This is a genomic window from Bacillus sp. S2(2024) (assembly GCF_050474045.1).
In the GTDB taxonomy this organism is placed as follows: domain Bacteria; phylum Bacillota; class Bacilli; order Bacillales; family Bacillaceae_G; genus Bacillus_A; species Bacillus_A yunxiaonensis.
In genome coordinates, this window is record NZ_JBFLUS010000003.1 from 1210758 (window position 1) to 1228400 (window position 17643).

The window sequence follows — 17643 nt, forward strand, 5'->3', positions numbered from 1 at the left end:
AGTATAAAAGCTCTCCGAAAGAGAGCTTTTATTTTTAAATGTATATTGATAATCATTCTCCTTAGTGATAAAATATGTTTAAAAGTGATAATCATTATCAAGAAAGTTAGGTGTGATTATATGGTATACGCATTTTTAGCAGGAACAGTTGTTTTATATACAGTTGTAACAAAGCATGTGTTAAATCGAGTAGGAGCAACTAAATAATGAACTATATTACATAGAAATCCCTTTCATTTTTGCAGAAAATGAAAGGGATTTTTTATTTTTTTACTGTGAAGATGCTGAAAATTTAGTAATATAGAAGATATATACATCTTGGAACAAAGGGGCACGAGGGGATGACAAAGATAGTGCAAACAAACAGTCTACAAAAGCTTGTTTGTTTTTATGAAGAGTGGCGGAAAAAAAGTGATACAGAACATAGTGAAAAGCTGCTTGAAGTTATACAGAAATATAAAGAAGAGCAGCTTATGATTGCCTTTTGCGGGCATTTCTCTGCTGGAAAATCAACAATGATGAACTATCTATATAAAGATCAATTGTTGCCAACAAGTCCGATTCCAACGAGTGCGAATGTGGTAAAGATAGAAAAAGGACACGCACGCGTTATTGTTACATTAAAATCAGGACAGAAATACGAGTATGCTGGTATGTATACAGCAGAAGAATTAAAACAGCTTTGTAAAAACGGTGATGAAGTGATTGGAGTTCATATTTACCGGAGCGATGCACCGCTCCCAGAAGGCGTTGTTCTTGTTGATACGCCTGGTATTGATTCAACTGATGATGCACACCAGCTCGCGACTGAATCTACGCTGCATCTTGCTGACATTATTTTTTATATGATGGATTATAATCATGTGCAATCGGAAGTGAATTTACAATTTGTTAAAGAATTAAAGCAGCGTAACAAAACAGTTTATCTTGTTGTGAACCAGATTGATAAGCATAAAGAACAAGAATTGTCTTTTTCTGCTTATCAGCAAAGTGTAATGCAGTCATTTGCAAATTGGAATGTTGACGTTGATGGTATATTCTATACGTCTTTACGATTACCAGGGCATTCGTACAATGAATTGGAAAAGCTAGAGGATCTGCTTGTTTCTATTATGAAAGAACGCAGTTCTTATGTAGAAGGTGGAATGGAGAAGGAAGTTTCTTATTTACTACAAGAACATCTTTCCCATTTGTTAACTCAGTATGAGAAACAACTGGAGCCGTTTCGTGAAGAATTAGCATCGGTATTATCATATGAAGAAGTTACGGCCATTTTAGAAGAACTTGCTAAAAAAGAAAGAGAATTTTACGCAAAAGAAGATGAGGTAAAAAATAGATTTATCATAGGGTTGCAAAATATATTAGATAATGCATATTTAATGCCATTTGAAATGCGTGATTTAGCAAATCAATACTTAGAAACAAAATTGACGAAATTTAAAGTTGGTTTATTATTTGCAAAAGCGAAGACTGATCAAGAAAAACAGCGTCGTTTACAAGTGTTTTATGAGTCCCTGCAAAAGACGGTAGAAGCACAATTAGACTTTCATGTAAAAGAATATATTGTTTCTTTCGCAAAGCAAGAAGCGATATTTACAGAAGAATTAGGAAAAGCAGTATACGATTTGAATATTTTCTTTGAACCGTCGCTTTTAGAAGAAGTAATTAAGCAAGGAGCAGGATTTACAGGAGATTATTTATTGCATTATACAGCAGATGTTGCAAATGAATTAAAGAAACGATATTACAATGCGGCACAATCTATATTTGCGAAAGCTTTACCGATAATACAAGAAAGAGGAAAAGCTGAGCTGTTAAGCATTGATAGAGAACGGAAGCAATACGAAGCGGTACGATATGCGAATGATATGAAACATCAATATATGGAACAATACGATCAGTATGCAACATATTTGCATGATGTATGGAACGATTGTATTTCTGTGCCTGAAACGATGAAAATAGAAGAAATTTTACAACAAACACAACAAGTGACAAATGCTAAATTTCAATTACAAGAACAAGAAGCTGTATCTACGTATACGGAAGATCAAGTTGCAAGTACAGGCAATGTTAATATTCAGAGCGTATTAGAACATGTGAAGGAAACAGAATTTGTTCTAAAACAGCTTCCAGCTTTGACGCACGTATACGATGAAATCGTTGAAAAGAGAAAACGCATTGAAACAAAACAATTTACTGTAGCGTTATTTGGAGCATTTAGTGCAGGGAAATCGTCCTTTGCCAATGCCTTATTAGGAGAGAAAGTACTACCAGTATCACCGAATCCTACAACAGCAACGATTAATCAAATTTTACCGGTAACAGATGAGAAGCCTCATGGTACGGTAGTTGTACAGTTCAAATCGGAAACGGCGCTCTTTGAAGACTTAAAGGCTGTTTATAAGTTATTTCATCGTGATGTTACAACGTTAGAAGAAGCTCTCTTACAAATTGATGATGTACTGCAATATCCAGAGCCAAGTGGCAGACAAAAAACGACATTTAGTTTTTTACGAGCGGTCCAGCATGGATATGCTGAAGTAGGGCATCGCTTGGGAGAACAATCGAACGTAACGTTAGCTGAATTTGCTGATTATGTTGCCAATGAAGAAAAATCATGCTTTGTAGAATATATGGAGCTTTATTATGATTGTGAATTAACAAGACAAGGCATTGCACTTGTTGATACACCGGGAGCAGACTCTGTTAACGCGCGCCATACAGACGTAGCGTTCCAATATATAAAAAATGCAGATGCAATTTTATTTGTAACATATTATAATCACGTATTTTCACGAGCGGATCGAGAATTTTTAATTCAGCTTGGACGCGTAAAAGATACATTTGCACTTGATAAAATGTTCTTCTTAATTAATGCTGCGGATTTAGCGCAGTCAGAAGAGGAATTACACACAGTAAAAGGATATATTAGCGATCAATTGTTGCAGTACGGGATTCGTAATCCACGTCTGTTTGCGATTTCTAGCTTATTTGCATTAGAAGAAAAACAAGGTAAAGATATTTCGCCAGAAACGTATGGTATTTTAAAACATTCTGGTCTTGCACCGTTTGAACAAGCTTTCACTTCGTTTATCATGAGAGATTTAATGCTTGTATCGATTCATTCTTTATATGGGGCACTTCAAAACGGCTATAAACTTCTCACAAATATGATTGAAAGTGCAACGCAAGGAAATGAAGAAAAAGAACAAAAACGAAAAAAATATGAAGCGGAACGTGAAGAACTGCTTCATATGATTACTTCGCATAGTGTTGTAACAGAAGAAATGGCGCTAGAAAATGAAGTGAAAGAGCTTCTATATTATGTAAAGCAGCGCTTATTTTTACGCTACAATGATGTGTTTACAGAATTTATTAATCCAGCTTCTTTACGAACACAAGGGAATGTGAAAGAAAAATTACAAGAGTGCATGATAGAGTTAATTGCTTTCTTACAACATGACTTATTGCAAGAAATGCGTGCAACGTCGCTGCGTCTTGAAAAATGGATGAATGAAACGATGAAACATGTGCAAGAAGAGGTAGCAGTGCAATGTGCTACAAAGAATGAACAGCTCGTCATCCATACAGATACAACATATGACTATCGCGTTCTAATGCATGAAAATCCATTTCCAAATATGGAAGCAAAACAATTTAAAAAAGCATTATCTCATTTTAAAAGTGAGAAAAGCTTCTTTGAAAAAAATGATAAAGCATTGATGCAAGAAGAAATGAAGCAAATATTAGAACCGTTTGTAGCAGATTACGTAATGGAAGAACAGCATCTATTTATTGATCATTATAAACAAGAATGGCTTCATAGATGGAAACTTGCGAAAACAGTCATGATGCAAGACGCAGCGCAATACTATGAAAGTTTATTATTTGCGTTATTGGAAACAATTGATGTTTCTGCATACGAACAGAGAAAAGAGGAACTGGCAAAACAATTAATGAAAATAGAACATGAAGTAGAAGTTCTATAAGTATTAAGAAAAAAAGATACGTTCAATGCGTTTTTGTAGTACAGTATCTAATGATTTTACAAATCCTGCAAATTCATCTGAGGAAACCATATGAGTTAAGACGAGTCGTTTTCCATCTGGCGTTTCGCCGCATAAGACGAAGGATGCGAATTCATATGGTTTCCCTTCTATTACTAACTTTGGATAAGAGTACGTGCCATTTTTCTTTTTCTTCTCATCAATGGAGATTATATTGCACTTCTTTTCATTGTTGTCCATAGTGATGACCTCCTTTGTATTACTTATGGAAGACAAGGGGTATTTAGAACAGGAGGAGACGAGAGAATTTTATGGAACAATTCATTGTTGAGCGCATTTCTGAAGATAAGGCACCGATATCGTTATTATTACTTGCTGATCCGAGCGAAAGGCAGTTACAGTCGTATCTTCAACGAGGAATGATTTACGTTGCGAAACGCGATGAACATGTAATAGGGACATATATATTATTGGAAACACGTCCTCATACGATGGAGATTATGAATATTGCAGTTTGTGAACAAGAACAGGGTAAAGGCATTGGGAAGCAGTTATTGCAGCATGCAATTACAACTGCAAAAGAACATGGCATGCAGAGGCTTGAAATTGGGACAGGTAATTCGAGCGTCTCGCAGCTTGACTTGTATCAAAAATGTGGATTTCGTATATTTTCTATTGATTTTGATTACTTTTCAAAGCATTATGAAGAAGAGATTATTGAAAATGGCATTGTATGCCGGGATATGATTCGGCTTATGATGGACTTACACTAGGGGGAAGAGAACATGGAAGTACATGCAGCAATTACAGAGCATTCTCGTAAACAAAATGAGGTTGTGAAAGCATTTCTACAATTAGAGGCACAGCGTGAAGCGGCAATAGAAGCGGCTGTATCACTTGCGTTAAATGGAAAACCTTTCTCTGTTGATGTAATTAATATGGTAACAAAACAAATTAATGAACTTGCAAAAAACGGTATTGCACAGCAACGTAAGATTGTGACAGAAGAAATGGTGATGGAGTACGTAGGACGTTTAAAAGAGAAAGAAGGTCGTTAAGTATGATCGTTACAGTCGAGTGGTTACATGAACATATACAAGATGAGCATGTTCGTATTATCGATTGTCGTTTTGACTTAGCAAACCCGAATTGGGGCAGAGAGCAATATAATGAGGAGCATATTTTAGGTGCACTCTATTTTGATTTAGATAAAGATTTATCAAGCCCGGTTACACAACATGGAGGACGTCACCCGCTTCCAAATATAGAAGCGTTTGTACGAAAACTTTCACAAGCTGGAATTGATGAACGTACAACGGTTGTAGCATATGATAGCCAAGGAGGAGCGAATGCCTCTCGTCTTTGGTGGCTCTTAACGTACCTTGGACATGACAAAGTATATGTATTAAATGGTGGTTTCCCAGCATGGAAGGAGCAAAAATTCGAAGTAACGAATGATATACCAGTTTTTGCAACTAAGACGTTTGTTCCATCTATGCAGCATGATATTGTCGTAACAATGGCAGAATTACAAGAGAAAATCAACAAACAGGCAGATATAACACTTATTGATTCGCGAGAACCAAGGCGTTACGAAGGATTAGAAGAACCAGTGGATAAAGTAGCAGGTCATATTCCAACTGCGCAAAACTACTTTTGGAAAGACGGCGTAACTGATTTTGGTGCTTTTAAAGAACAAAGCGAACAAGAAGAGCGCTTTATTCATCTTGATAAAAAGAAAGAAACGATTGTATATTGCGGATCAGGTGTAACGGCATGTCCGAACGTATTAGCGTTAAAAATGGCTGGTTTTACAAATGTAAAATTGTATGCAGGCAGCTGGAGTGATTGGATTTCGTATCCTGAAAATTCAATTGTGAAAGAAAATCAGTAACCTATTGCATGGTGAAAAAATTTGTATTACAATAGGAACACAAACAAGAAATACTTAAGAAACAATCTATTTTACACGATGTGAACAATGTGATAAGATAGCGACAAATAAATAAAACATCCTGCGGTGTACGTAACTTATTTATGTCTAAAACCGATGTTAGTTTTACGGAAGTTCGATATTTAGAGGCCAACATCAAGCCTTTCTTTGAGAAGGAAGATGAAAGGTAACTGTGAGAACATCCACCTGCGAGTAGCGGGTTTTTGGACATTTACGAGGGACGGCACGTGCGGGGTTCTATTTATCCTTATGATTAATAATAAATGCCTACGATGTACGTAGCTTGTGTATGTCTTAAACCAATGAGAGTAATACGGAAGTTCAATATTTAAATGTGGCCATCATACCATCTTTTTAAGAAGGAAGATGAAAGCGTTTTTGAGAGCATCCACCTGCGAGAGCGGGTTTATGGACATCTAGAGAGAACGGCATATGTGGGTCCTTCATAAAAACTTTATGTTGTATAACATAAGGTTTTTTTATTTGTTTTTTCAGTATCATAGAAGAAATATGAGAATGTTACATAAAAAACATTGACACCAACTAGAAACGAGAGTAACATTTTTCTTATAATTAAATATGTCTCTGTTAGGTGAGGCTCCTGTATAGAGAGATGCTACTGCCCAAAAATGTCGAGAGACGCCAATGGGTCAACAGGAATGATCGAATTAAGGTCCTTTTTAATGTAGCTGGTGAAGAACCTATGCTATACAGTGCTAAAGCTCGGCGAGGGAGAGGTGCGATTGTTTTTAATATAAGCTACTATGAAATGTAGTTTCATTAAGCTTCGCTTGTTTGCGTATGTTCAGACCTTTACTCGTTTTCGGGAAAGGTCTTTTTTAGTAAGGTTGTATTTTGTACAAAGATACATAACGAAAAATAAGTTTATGAGGAGGTGAGGAGCAATGTCAGCTTCGGACTCGGTTCCGTTACCCATATATTTCAAAAAGAGAATATGTCATGTAGGAAGGAAGCGAATTGTTCCTCCCTTTATATCTGTGAACAGATAAGTCGAGAAACAGTGAGTTTCTTCCTGCGTGCGTCAAGGAGGAGACGGACGATGTTATATGTAAATAAACGAGATGGAATTATAGATAACATAAATCATAAAGGGCGAGAAATTTTACAGAAAAATAATGAAATGCTTGTAGAAGTTGCGATTCGAGATGTGAAATCTGTATATGCTTATTTTAAAACAACAAGAAATGGTCTTTCTGTTAAAGAAGCAAAAAAACGTATCACGCAATACGGGAAAAATGAACGATATGCGAATAAAAAAATCATGCTGGCTTATATCATGATGAAGTTGATTGAAAAAGTAAGTCTGTTTGAAAAGGAAGCGAATCAAACGAATGCACCAACATCAAAAACAGTTGCTGTTTTAAGAGTAATAAATGAAAAGGAAAATGGAGTAGATCCAGATTCTGAAATGATGAATATTCCTGTAGAAGAATTGGTTCCAGGTGATGTAATTTGTCTTTCCGCAGGTGATACTGTACCAGCTGATGCCCGCATTATTTACGCAAAAGATTTATTAGTAGATGAATCCCCTTTAACAGGAAAAGAAACGCTTGTAGAAAAATATGAAAGTTGTTATCATATCGAGAAAAAGAGATTTATGCCGTTAAAACGCATAAAAGATTATAATCCACTTTACCTTGAAAATTTATGCTATAAAGGTACCCATATTGTTAATGGAACAGCAAAAGCAGTTGTTGTTTCCACTGGAAATAATACATATGTGGAACTGCTACATCAATATTGTAAGTAATCTTTATGGATGCTAAATGGGGTAAATCATAGTATAATAAAAAGTACAATCATCATTGATTATTTATAACCTTGCGTCATGACGTGAGGTTTTTATTTTTGCTATTAGGAGAGGAATTATGAAGAAAGTATTATTAGTAGATGGCATGGCACTATTATTTCGTGCATTTTATGCAACAAGTGTATACGGACAATTTATGAAAAGACAAGATGGTACCCCGACAAATGGGATTCATGGTTATATGAAGCATTTATTAACAGCATCTGGGGCAATTGAACCGACTCATATTGTCACGTGCTGGGATATGGGGAGTACAACGTTTCGAACAGAAACATTTTCAAACTATAAGGCGAATCGCGGTGCACCGCCAGAAGAATTAATTCCACAATTCGATTTAGTACAAGAAATGACTGCACATTTATCTGTTCCAGTTATTGGTATCAAAGGATATGAAGCTGATGACTGTATTGGAACATTAGCGAAAGCGTATCAAAATGAAGCAGAAGTGTTTATTTTAACGGGTGATACAGATTTGCTGCAGCTTGTTGATACAAATATTACGGTCATGCTTCTTAGAAAAGGAATTGGAAACTATGAATATTATACACCTGAAAAAATTATCGAAGAAAAAGGTGTACAACCATGGCAAATTGTTCATGCAAAGGCATTTATGGGTGACTCAAGCGATAACTATCCAGGTGTAAAAGGAATTGGTGAAAAAACAGCATATAAGCTTATTCAAGAGTACGGAACCGTTGCAGCTGTCTTAGAAAACATTGCATCATTAACGAAAGCACAACGTACAAAAATTGAAAGCGACTTAGACAATTTGCATATGTCATTACAACTTGCACAAATTCATTGTGAAGTGCCAATTTCTTGTGAATTAGAAGAAGCCCTTCACACAATTAATATAGAAAAAATGCGATTCGTTTGTGAGCAAATGAACTGGAGCAGACCCGAAATGTTTGTAAATATGTTATAAAGTGAAACTTCTAATAGTAGAAGCTTCTCTGCATACCACATTCCTAATCGGGCACTTACTGCCCAAAAATAGCGAGATAAAAAACGTTTTTTGAAAAGAATTTATTATAGACTATAGATAAAGCCTAATCAAACTATACATGAACTGCACCCCGAATCGTGGACACTTAAAAAAGTCCATGATTCGGGGTTTTTATGTGTTTTCAAACGTATTAGCGTTTAAGTGGTGGGTAGTTGACAATATATCAATATATCTAGTTTCTTTAGATTGATAGTAAAAGTAGTAAACAATCTATTGGGAAAGCTATATTACAATCGCGAAGCTATACACAGATTGACTCATGAAAAAATATACATAGTTTTCATTTAAAATTCAAATGGATTTCACACAATTCTTTTATTATTACACAATACAGATAATTACTTATCTTTTATATAAATGAAATTTCTCATAACAGTTAAGGAGGAAGTTAAGTATGCGAAAAAAAATAAGAAAATCCTTTAAACAATTATTAATAGAAAATAAACAATTATTATTGAATAATAAGGAGAACATAAGAGAAATTGAAGAAAAAATTGAAAAAAGACATATATCATATGGAGCAGCGAGTAATTGAGTAACGGAAAGTTTTTGATTAGGAAAATAATCTATAAAGTGAAACTTCCATCAGTGGGAGGCTTACTGCCCGTTAATGCGGGATAAATCTTGGATATACACTCAAATACAAACAGTGCCACTTAGGGTGCTGCAAATTCGAAAGTCCTTTCAGTGATAATCTGAAAGGACTTTGTTTATCTAACTCAAGGGATGTTAAAAAACTTTATTTATAGTCGATTTCTTGTAAATGAGTGAGTAACTTACTATGAATACGCAACAAAGTTTGAATATCTTCTTGTGGCATTTTTTCTAATGCAATCATCATTGCACGATAAGAGGATGAATTTTCGATAGATTTTTTTGCGATTTCTTTTCCTTTAGAAGAGACGTTTAATTTGAGCTCTCTTCGATCTTCTTTAGATTGTGCTCTTTCTACCAATCCGAGCTGAAAAAGTCCCTCTACACTTACACTTACTGTACTTTTAGGTAAAGAAAGCATTTCTGTTACTGCTTTTAAAGTAAGGTCTGGTTTTGTATAAATAGTGTTTAAAATCCCCATTTGAGATACCGTCAATCCTAAGCTAGCAGCATTCTGTTGGGTGAATGAAGTAATTGTTTTTTGAATTTCTAAAAATGATTGCATGATTTTTGTGGTTGTATGTAAATCGTTATTCGCCATTGCTAATCCTTCTTCCTATGCATTTAGTTCCTTTTTGAACAGTTCAATATTAAACTAAACTAAATAAATAATCAACAGATTTGTTCTTTTTATCCCGCTATTCGCGGTCAGTAAGACTCCCACCTCAAGATTATGAGGAATGAGAAGGAAGATAAGGGGGGAAAACCACTGATAGAAGTTTCAGTTTATTTTTCAGAAAACAGGAGACTCTACAGCAGTTTTCAAAGAAAATTCATTCTCATAATGCTTGAAAACATGTATGATAGAGGGTGGAGAATTTTTCAAATTAGGTGGGGACATCATGCAAACAGTTCAAGATTACCTTTCATTCTTACATACAAAAGGATTTAAATTATCAGAGGAAGCACAAGGATTTATTATGTTTGGTCAAGGATATACAGGTTCATCTGATGGAATTGTGAATGCGGCGATTGAAGCGACGATTAAGCATCAATTACAGTTTGATGGTAGTTACTTTATTGCGTTGTTAGAACGATTAAAGGAAGAGCAAATTACTGATAAAAAAAGCGCGCTGGCTTTTATGCGGAAGTTACAAACATAACTTCATGCAGCCTGCGCTTCTTTTTTTTGTTTATTTGGGAGTTCCACAAAGATCATTCCTAAGAAAATACAAATGCACCCAATGATAGCTGATACCGACAATTGCTCATTCGCAACAAGAACACCCGTGATTGCTGCAAATACTGGCTCCATTGCGAAAATAATGGCAACGCGAGTAGGTGACGTGTACTTTTGTGCTGTTGTCTGAATAAAGAATGCTAGAGAAGTGGCAAATAGCGATGTCAGCAATAGTGCAAACAAAAATGAGCGATTCGTCCATAATGACAACGAAAATAATTTCTCCCAATCTTCAAACAAAAATGCACAAATAGAAGAGAAGACTCCAACTGCTAATATTTGTGTTGTACTTAATAATAGCGGAGATACCTTTTTTGAAAAGAACCCATTTACAAGTATGTGAGCAGCAAATGCTACAGCACAGCCTAAGATAAGAAGGTCTCCTATATTCAATTGAAAAGAATTTCCAGCTGTTAATAAGAACAATCCAATTGTAGCTACTGTAATTCCGAGTACAATAAATATATTCACTTTTTGCTTTAAAAAGATAAACGATAAAACAGGTACCATGACAATACTAAGTCCTGTTAAAAATCCAGCTTTAGAAGAAGTTGTATATAATAAGCCGAATGTTTGCAGCAAGTAACCAATACATAAAAAGAATCCTACTATGATACCAGCGACGCTACTGTACCCTGCACGTTTAATAGGTGTCTTTTTCATAGAAATGAGCTGAATAACGAATAAAATAAGTCCGGCAAATAAAAAACGTACAGCATTAAAAGAAAATGGTCCGACAAATGACATAGCATTTTGAACGACAACAAACGTAGCTCCCCAAATAAAGGCAACGAACAACAATGCAAGAGCAGCAATCCACTCTTTTTTCAATACACTACCCCCGTTCATTTTTTGAAATTGCTTTTCTAGCTAATTCATCTGCTACTTTATTTTGACTGCTTGGAATCCACTTCATAAAAAAGAGATCAAATTGCTGGGTCATCTGCAATGCTTCTTCTAAAAGTGGTGCATATAAGGGATTCTTCGCATATTGTTTTTCAACAGCTTGTTCTACAAGCTGGGAATCTGTTCGAAACGATACAACTTTATAATTATGTTCGGTGCAATATTTTAATGCAGCAAGTAATGCATGATACTCAGCTTCATGGTTGCTCATGACTCCAAGTGGAACAGAAAGCTGCACAGGCGGTTGAATACCTTTAATAAAAACACCGGCGCCAGAAGGACCAGGGTTTCCTTTTGATGCACCATCAATGTACACTTCAATCAAATTGAAAACCTCCGATTAACCGATTGTAATGCTATAGCAGCATGTAAATGTTTCATTCGCTTTTAACATTTGAATTCCTTTTTTCTCTTTAAAGTCTTTTGCAGGTTCTACTTCATCAGCAATGCCATACCAAGGTTCAATACATAGAAATGGTGCGCCGTTTCCAGGTGTCCACACACCTACAAATGGAAATCTTTCAAATGTTACTTTAATAAATTTATTATGTTTATGAGAACGGATAGCAATTTCGTTTTTGTTCATATTTTCAAAAATAAGCGCATCGTTTTTAAATAAATCGTATGTAAGCGGGAGTTCGGTTGTTCCTTCTGCTACTAGGAGTTTATTTTTAGAAAGAAATGGTCCTTCTAATACACTTGTTTCTAAATGTTCTGGAGTGCTGAAAGATAAGTAGTAATCTGTAAAAGATTCATTTGGTAGTAAAGGACAATTAAAGCCAGGATGTCCTCCAATTGAAAAATACATTTCTTTCGCATCTGGATTGATTACTTCGTATGTTATGTACACAGATGTTTCATGTAATTCATAAGAAACGAGTAATTCAAATGCAAATGGATAGTTTTGAAATGTTTCTTCATTACTCGTTACTATGTATGTAATTTTTGATTCACTTTGTTCTTTTATTGTAAATGTTAGATCGCGAGCAAATCCATGCTGTGTTAACGAATAAGATTTTCTATCGACATAATATGTATTATTTACTAATCTTCCGACGATTGGGAATAAAATGGGAGCACGTCGTCCCCAATACTTTGAATCTCCTTGCCACATATATTCTGTATCATCTTCTTTTAAGCGAATGCTTTGCAATTCTGCACCTTTTTCAGAAATAGAAACGATCACTTTTTCGTTTTGAATTGTTGCTGTCATGAACAATCCCTCCTAAACCTTTCATGTTTTTTATAACTGCCCGTAAAAGCCCGATTAGTGAGAGCTTTCCATCAGTTAGAGATGAAAAAACTCTCCACTGATGGAAGTTTCACTTTATTATACGTCCAAAAAAAAGAAAAGGGTAGTTTATGACGGTCCTATTGTAATTCAGTTCATTTGATACATCTTCTGCTATATTGACTTAAATTCAAATTATAAATATAATGTAACTTTGTTCATTTATATATTCACGTGGTTCGTAACCATCCCACGTAAAAAAACTAAGGAGATCATACAATGAAAATTAAGACACTTGTTGGTAACGGGATTTTAGCAGCTTTATATATTGCCGTTTCCATGCTTATTCAACCTTTTGGTTTTACGAATATTCAATTTCGTATTTCGGAAATGTTCAATCATCTTGTTGTGTTCAATAAAAAATATATTTATGGCATTGTGTTAGGCGTATTTTTAACAAATCTCTTTTTCTCACCAATGATTGCATATGATCTTGTATTTGGGGTGGGGCAATCTATAGTTGCCTTGCTTTGTACAATTGTTTCTATGCGTTTCATAAAAGGGGTATGGGCGCGTATGATTTTTAATACAGTTGTCTTTACCTTTACAATGTTCCTTATTGCCACTGAACTACACCTCGCATTCGATTTACCATTTTTGCTTACATGGCTAACATGTGCAATTGGTGAATTTGTTGTAATGGCTATTGGAGCACCTGTTATGTATTTTATTAATAAACGAGTGCAGTTTGAAAAATTTGTATAAGATGGCTAAGAGAGTTGTTCACTTAATCGTGACAACTCTTATTTCTTTTCTGCAATTCATCGTTCGGAGATGTGATGTATTCAGAATAGAATACTGTACTCATAGACAAAATATTATAAAATGAACATGTAATATTTGGTAGTGTATTGATTTTATACGTACAAGGGGGAGCGAAATGAAATATAAAATAACTTGGTTATATCGAACAAAGAATGGTTTAGAGACTAAACTTGAAACAGATTACATTCGTTTAGAAGAGGCGATGCAGTTTGCTGTGGACTTTGAAAAAACAGGGAGAGCGAAAGAACTGTTATTTTACGATGAAATGGGGGGAGAATGGACGGTAAAAGAAGTTAAGAAACTGAGTAAACAAGTTGAAGAAGAGCCGCAAGATCTCCTATTGTATTTTGATGGAGGGTACGATATTGAGACGAAAGAAGCGGGCGTGGGAGTGAGCATTTATTATAAGAAGCAGGGAAAAACGTATCGAATTCGTCGCAATGCTTACATAGAAGGTATTGATGATAATAATGAAGCGGAATATGCTGCACTATTATATGGAATGAACGTGCTAGAAGAGCTAGGAGTTAAGTATGAATCCGTTATTCTTCGAGGTGATTCTCAAGTGGTGCTTCAGCAATTAGAGGGTGAATGGCCATGTTATGAGGAACATTTAATCCATTATTTAGATCAAATCGAACAAAAAGCAAAACAGATGAGAATAAAACTAATATGTGAACCCGTTTCTAGAAAACAGAATAAAGAAGCTCATCAATTGGCAACGCAAGCACTTGAGGGAACGAACATTGATAGTCATAAAGAAATAACAGAGTAGGGGTGTGAAGGAGTGGATCGTAAGCAGTTGATTACGGAAGTGAATGATTTATTAGAAACATATTGCGATGGCTGCTTTTTACAGCAGCATTTTCGAAAAGAACATAGTAAACGTTATGCCCACTCCTTTTGCATTCGGCAATGCACAATAGGAGCAAAGCTAAAAGAGTATGGAACTCGATTGTCTTGAATGATTCCCAATTCACTTTGTTGGGGTAGGGAATTTTAGACAATTATATGCAGAAAATTTACAGCTGTTTTTATCCTGCTATTTAGGGGTAGTAAGACCTCGCTTCAAGATTTAGAGAGAAGCGAGGAGGATAGGTGGAGGATGAAAAACACTGACAGAAGTTCCACTTTATAGCCCGTTACGTACATAATAAAAACATCCAGAGAAAATCCCCTGGATGTTTTTTAATGCTTTGCTTCTTGTAATTGATGCTCGCATTTCTCTAATTTTGCTTCTTGATCTAATAAAAATGGTGCATCTAAATCTGTTGCTACTTCTTTCATTGTTTCGAGATGAAGGCGAGCTGATTCAACCGCATTTGTAGCATGCTGCAATGATTCAGGATCCATTGTGATCGTCGCGGAACCAACCATCTTTTGAGCAGTTTCTACACGAAATTTTACTTCTTCAAAATCGTTTACAGGTAAACCCATTGTTTTCTCCTCCTTTATTTTCTCATTTCACATAGTTTTCGCCCTGTGAAAAAGAAATATACAGAGGAATCAACAAAGGAGGCTACCGATAGGCAACCTCCTGTCATATGTCGAATTAAAGTTTTACTACGTTAGCAGCTTGAGGTCCGCGGTTTCCTTCAACGATTTCGAAAGAAACTTCTTGACCTTCTTCTAAAGATTTGTAGCCTTCTCCTTGAATTGCAGTGAAATGTACGAATACATCGTCTCCGCCTTCAACTTCGATAAATCCAAAACCTTTTTCGCTATTAAACCATTTTACTTTACCTTGCATGTTATAATGCCTCCTAAATATAATTACTTTCTCATTTAGTGAACGAAAACATTTACAAATTCATAAAATTGAAATTGTTATATTATCGAATATTCTGCTAAATGATAATTTAAATATACATGGAATGGGAGATTTTAGTCAAGTAAGCGGTTTTATCTTTTTGTATTTTTAAATAATTTTTCATACTAGCTTTATGTATAGGTATAGAACAACTGTTATTTTTAATATCTTTAAATAAAGGTTATACATAAAAAGCTGAGAGAATGCAGGGGTCTTATTTATCCCGCTATTTGCGGGCAGTAAGACCCTTACTTTAAGATTCAGAGGGAAGAGAGGTGGGGGATGAATAAAAGGACGATATACCAACTTGGATATTTATAGTAATTTGAGAGCTTTTCTAATGTTGTATTAAATCCAGCGTTACTTTGTAATTTTGGATTATCTTTTGTGTTCATATATACATATTGTACAAGCATTCATATGCTATATAGGATTTTTTTATTGTTTTATCTTGGATTTTGAAGTGTAAAACAAGGAATTTTACAATAAAATATGGAATATAAACAGAAAGAGGCAGGAGAATTTCTTTCAGAAATATATTAAATATCGCTGCTTCTGTTCATTTTGAAAGAACGTTGTTTCGACCTAAAGCATTCGGGTATATTACAGTAAAGCAGGAATTATATTAGTGGGCTATTCCATTCGTTTTGTGTATCAAACTTTATAATTGTTCATATAAATTAAAGGGGAGATTTTTATGTATCGAACCATGATCAATGAAAAAGAAATTATTATTACATTAGCACCGAAAATTCGTAAAGAAGTAACAGACAGAAATCCATTGTACGAGGCTGTTCTTCAAACTGTTGAACGATTACTTCAAACAAAACAACCAACATTTGCTGTAAATCATGAAATATTAGGGCTAATTATTGGAGAAGTACAAAGAGGAGAAGTAACAGTTTTTGCAGTGGAACATATTATTCCGAAACAGAATATATTTGGCTCAAGTAATTTTTTATATCGAAATGGAGAAGCAAGTAAGTTTATAATGGGAATAGAATAAAATAGAGATAAAAGAAAGCGGCCATAACAATATGTTACGGCCGCTTTCTAAGGAGAGGAACATAGGGATGAAGCGAGTTATAAAAGAGTTTTTCCTCCAGCATGATATTGTCATTATGATTGGAATTTTAATAGCTTTTATCGTTTTTTTGAACATGCAATTGCTTACATGGATTGCAGCTATTGCAATTATTACGGGTATTATCTTTTATACAATTAACGAATATGTAACACATCGTTTTTTATTTCATTTAAAGCCGCCAAAGAATCCATTTTTATTAAAAATGTTAAAACGTCTTCATTATGATCATCACGTATATCCGAATGATTTAAAGTTATTATTTTTACCTGTTTGGTATAGTCTTCCTGGATTTATGATATATTTATTCATCGTATATGGTATTACTTCTAGCATCACGGTGACATTATCATTTGGAATCGGAATGATTTTCATGCTTTTAGTATATGAATGGAAACATTACATTGCCCATCGGCCAATCCGCCCAATGACTCCATATGGAAGATGGCTAAAGAAACAGCATATACTCCATCATTATAAAAATGAGAACTACTGGTTTGGAGTATCGAATCTGTTTTACGATTTTTTGTTCAAGACATATAAAGAAGGAAAAGATGTCGAAACGAGTGAAACAGCTCGTAATTTGGAAGGTGAGAAAGCAGTGCAATAAGCACTGCCTTTTTTATTGCAATACATGTTTCGTTAAAAATGGAAAAATATGACGTAATTTGTCTATCGAAAAATCTTTGCTTATAAAAATAGATTGTCTACAATGAGAATAAGTTTCTGAATATTTATAAAATTTAGTAATTAATGTATTCATGGGAGGGGATTTTCTACTATTCGTATGGAAAAGAAAGGGGACGATATGAAGTGAAACAAGAATCATCTGCTCGTAAATTAAATAGTGAAATCAATTACACAGAAGTAGTACAATCTGCTGCATTTCAAAATTTATTACAAGCAAAGAAAAAATTTATTGTACCGATGAGTATTTTCTTTTTCAGTTTTTTTATTGCTTTGCCTATTTTAACATCGTATTCAAAAGTACTCAATACACCGGTATTTGGTGATATTACATGGGCATGGGTGTTTGCATTTGCTCAGTTCGTTATGACGTGGGCATTGTGTATGATCTATAGTAAAAAAGCGGAATCATTTGATCGGTTATCGAATCAGATTCTTGAAAATGTAGATAAAGAGAGGGGATAA

At 34.8% G+C, this 17643-nt stretch carries 21 protein-coding genes, 2 other RNA genes, 1 pseudogene and 2 riboswitches; of the genes and pseudogenes, 17 read left to right on the forward strand and 7 right to left on the reverse strand.

All coding sequences use genetic code 11. From position 1 onward, the window contains the following. Positions 1-341: 341 nt before the first annotated feature. A complete protein-coding gene (locus AB1284_RS06175; RefSeq protein WP_429750844.1) occupies positions 342-3992 on the forward strand; it encodes a dynamin family protein in 3651 nt (1216 codons plus the stop codon). Between the two features lie 3 nt (positions 3993-3995). Here the strand turns inward: AB1284_RS06175 and AB1284_RS06180 are convergent, their stop codons facing one another. Continuing rightward, positions 3996-4250 (reverse strand): DUF3931 domain-containing protein, encoded by a 255-nt coding sequence (locus tag AB1284_RS06180; RefSeq protein ID WP_336482861.1) that lies wholly within the window; start codon positions 4248-4250, stop codon positions 3996-3998. 71 nt (positions 4251-4321) lie between these two features. On the opposite strand from AB1284_RS06180, the gene AB1284_RS06185 reads away from it, so the two are divergent. The 8 genes from AB1284_RS06185 to AB1284_RS06220 all read left to right on the forward strand — a co-directional run bounded on the left by AB1284_RS06185 (position 4322) and on the right by AB1284_RS06220 (position 9336). Beyond that, positions 4322-4783 (forward strand): GNAT family N-acetyltransferase, encoded by a 462-nt coding sequence (locus tag AB1284_RS06185; protein ID WP_429750842.1) that lies wholly within the window; start codon positions 4322-4324, stop codon positions 4781-4783. A gap of 12 nt (positions 4784-4795) precedes the next feature. Next, the gene (locus AB1284_RS06190) at positions 4796-5068 is read left to right on the forward strand and encodes a YpbS family protein (RefSeq protein WP_429750840.1); all 273 of its coding nucleotides are present in this window, start codon (positions 4796-4798) and stop codon (positions 5066-5068) included. 2 nt (positions 5069-5070) lie between these two features. Further along, on the forward strand, positions 5071-5904 hold the full coding sequence (locus AB1284_RS06195) for a sulfurtransferase (RefSeq protein ID WP_429750839.1): 834 nt from the start codon (positions 5071-5073) through the stop codon (positions 5902-5904). A gap of 115 nt (positions 5905-6019) precedes the next feature. Then, positions 6020-6204: non-coding RNA, 6S RNA (gene ssrS / locus AB1284_RS06200), on the forward strand. Between the two features lie 21 nt (positions 6205-6225). Further along, positions 6226-6409: non-coding RNA, 6S RNA (gene ssrS, locus AB1284_RS06205), on the forward strand. Positions 6410-6541: 132 nt separating this feature from the next. Next, positions 6542-6707: riboswitch (M-box (ykoK) riboswitch) on the forward strand. Positions 6708-7024: 317 nt separating this feature from the next. Then, the gene (locus tag AB1284_RS06210) at positions 7025-7735 is read left to right on the forward strand and encodes a cation-transporting P-type ATPase (RefSeq protein ID WP_429750837.1); all 711 of its coding nucleotides are present in this window, start codon (positions 7025-7027) and stop codon (positions 7733-7735) included. A 118-nt stretch (positions 7736-7853) separates the two neighbouring features. Then, a complete protein-coding gene (locus AB1284_RS06215; protein WP_429750835.1) occupies positions 7854-8720 on the forward strand; it encodes a 5'-3' exonuclease in 867 nt (288 codons plus the stop codon). Between the two features lie 475 nt (positions 8721-9195). Beyond that, positions 9196-9336, forward strand: a complete 141-nt coding sequence (locus tag AB1284_RS06220; protein ID WP_429750833.1) for an FbpB family small basic protein — start codon at positions 9196-9198, stop codon at positions 9334-9336. Positions 9337-9540: 204 nt separating this feature from the next. On the opposite strand, the gene AB1284_RS06225 is transcribed toward AB1284_RS06220, so the two are convergent. Continuing rightward, positions 9541-9996 carry a MarR family winged helix-turn-helix transcriptional regulator gene (locus AB1284_RS06225; RefSeq protein WP_429750831.1) on the reverse strand — a complete coding sequence of 152 codons (456 nt, stop codon included), beginning with the start codon at positions 9994-9996 and terminating at the stop codon, positions 9541-9543. A gap of 301 nt (positions 9997-10297) precedes the next feature. Between AB1284_RS06225 and AB1284_RS06230 the strand changes: the two genes are divergently transcribed. Beyond that, the gene (locus AB1284_RS06230; protein ID WP_429750830.1) at positions 10298-10558 is read left to right on the forward strand and encodes a DUF6123 family protein; all 261 of its coding nucleotides are present in this window, start codon (positions 10298-10300) and stop codon (positions 10556-10558) included. A gap of 2 nt (positions 10559-10560) precedes the next feature. On the opposite strand, the gene AB1284_RS06235 is transcribed toward AB1284_RS06230, so the two are convergent. Genes AB1284_RS06235 through AB1284_RS06245 form a run of 3 tightly spaced genes read right to left on the reverse strand, consistent with a single transcriptional unit; the run spans position 10561 to position 12754 of the window. Continuing rightward, complete coding sequence (locus AB1284_RS06235; protein ID WP_429750828.1) at positions 10561-11466, reverse strand: DMT family transporter; 906 nt, start codon at positions 11464-11466, stop codon at positions 10561-10563. Between the two features lie 4 nt (positions 11467-11470). Beyond that, complete coding sequence (locus tag AB1284_RS06240; protein ID WP_429750827.1) at positions 11471-11866, reverse strand: reverse transcriptase-like protein; 396 nt, start codon at positions 11864-11866, stop codon at positions 11471-11473. Positions 11867-11881: 15 nt separating this feature from the next. Next, positions 11882-12754: an aldose 1-epimerase family protein gene (locus AB1284_RS06245; RefSeq protein WP_429750826.1), complete on the reverse strand. Its 873-nt coding sequence runs from the start codon at positions 12752-12754 to the stop codon at positions 11882-11884. 246 nt (positions 12755-13000) lie between these two features. Continuing rightward, positions 13001-13045, forward strand: a riboswitch (PreQ1 riboswitch). Positions 13046-13051: 6 nt separating this feature from the next. On the opposite strand from AB1284_RS06245, the gene AB1284_RS06250 reads away from it, so the two are divergent. From AB1284_RS06250 to AB1284_RS06260, 3 genes are all read left to right on the forward strand, one after another. Then, positions 13052-13537 carry a QueT transporter family protein gene (locus AB1284_RS06250; RefSeq protein ID WP_429750825.1) on the forward strand — a complete coding sequence of 162 codons (486 nt, stop codon included), beginning with the start codon at positions 13052-13054 and terminating at the stop codon, positions 13535-13537. 175 nt (positions 13538-13712) lie between these two features. Beyond that, positions 13713-14372: a ribonuclease H family protein gene (locus tag AB1284_RS06255; protein WP_429750824.1), complete on the forward strand. Its 660-nt coding sequence runs from the start codon at positions 13713-13715 to the stop codon at positions 14370-14372. A 12-nt stretch (positions 14373-14384) separates the two neighbouring features. Then, positions 14385-14561, forward strand: a complete 177-nt coding sequence (locus AB1284_RS06260; RefSeq protein ID WP_336482874.1) for a zinc-finger domain-containing protein — start codon at positions 14385-14387, stop codon at positions 14559-14561. Between the two features lie 224 nt (positions 14562-14785). Here AB1284_RS06260 and AB1284_RS06265 read toward each other — a convergent pair whose 3' ends face one another. Further along, positions 14786-15034 carry a DUF2564 family protein gene (locus tag AB1284_RS06265; protein ID WP_429750822.1) on the reverse strand — a complete coding sequence of 83 codons (249 nt, stop codon included), beginning with the start codon at positions 15032-15034 and terminating at the stop codon, positions 14786-14788. Positions 15035-15149: 115 nt separating this feature from the next. Then, a complete protein-coding gene (cspD, locus tag AB1284_RS06270; protein ID WP_429750820.1) occupies positions 15150-15347 on the reverse strand; it encodes a cold-shock protein CspD in 198 nt (65 codons plus the stop codon). A 420-nt stretch (positions 15348-15767) separates the two neighbouring features. On the opposite strand from cspD, the pseudogene AB1284_RS06275 reads away from it, so the two are divergent. From AB1284_RS06275 to AB1284_RS06290, 4 genes and pseudogenes are all read left to right on the forward strand, one after another. Further along, a pseudogene (locus tag AB1284_RS06275) lies at positions 15768-16074 on the forward strand (amino acid transporter); the annotation flags it as partial. Positions 16075-16104: 30 nt separating this feature from the next. Next, positions 16105-16413, forward strand: a complete 309-nt coding sequence (locus AB1284_RS06280; RefSeq protein WP_429750818.1) for a cytoplasmic protein — start codon at positions 16105-16107, stop codon at positions 16411-16413. 67 nt (positions 16414-16480) lie between these two features. Beyond that, complete coding sequence (locus AB1284_RS06285; RefSeq protein WP_429750816.1) at positions 16481-17101, forward strand: sterol desaturase family protein; 621 nt, start codon at positions 16481-16483, stop codon at positions 17099-17101. A gap of 203 nt (positions 17102-17304) precedes the next feature. Further along, positions 17305-17643 carry a DUF485 domain-containing protein gene (locus tag AB1284_RS06290; RefSeq protein WP_336482879.1) on the forward strand — a complete coding sequence of 113 codons (339 nt, stop codon included), beginning with the start codon at positions 17305-17307 and terminating at the stop codon, positions 17641-17643.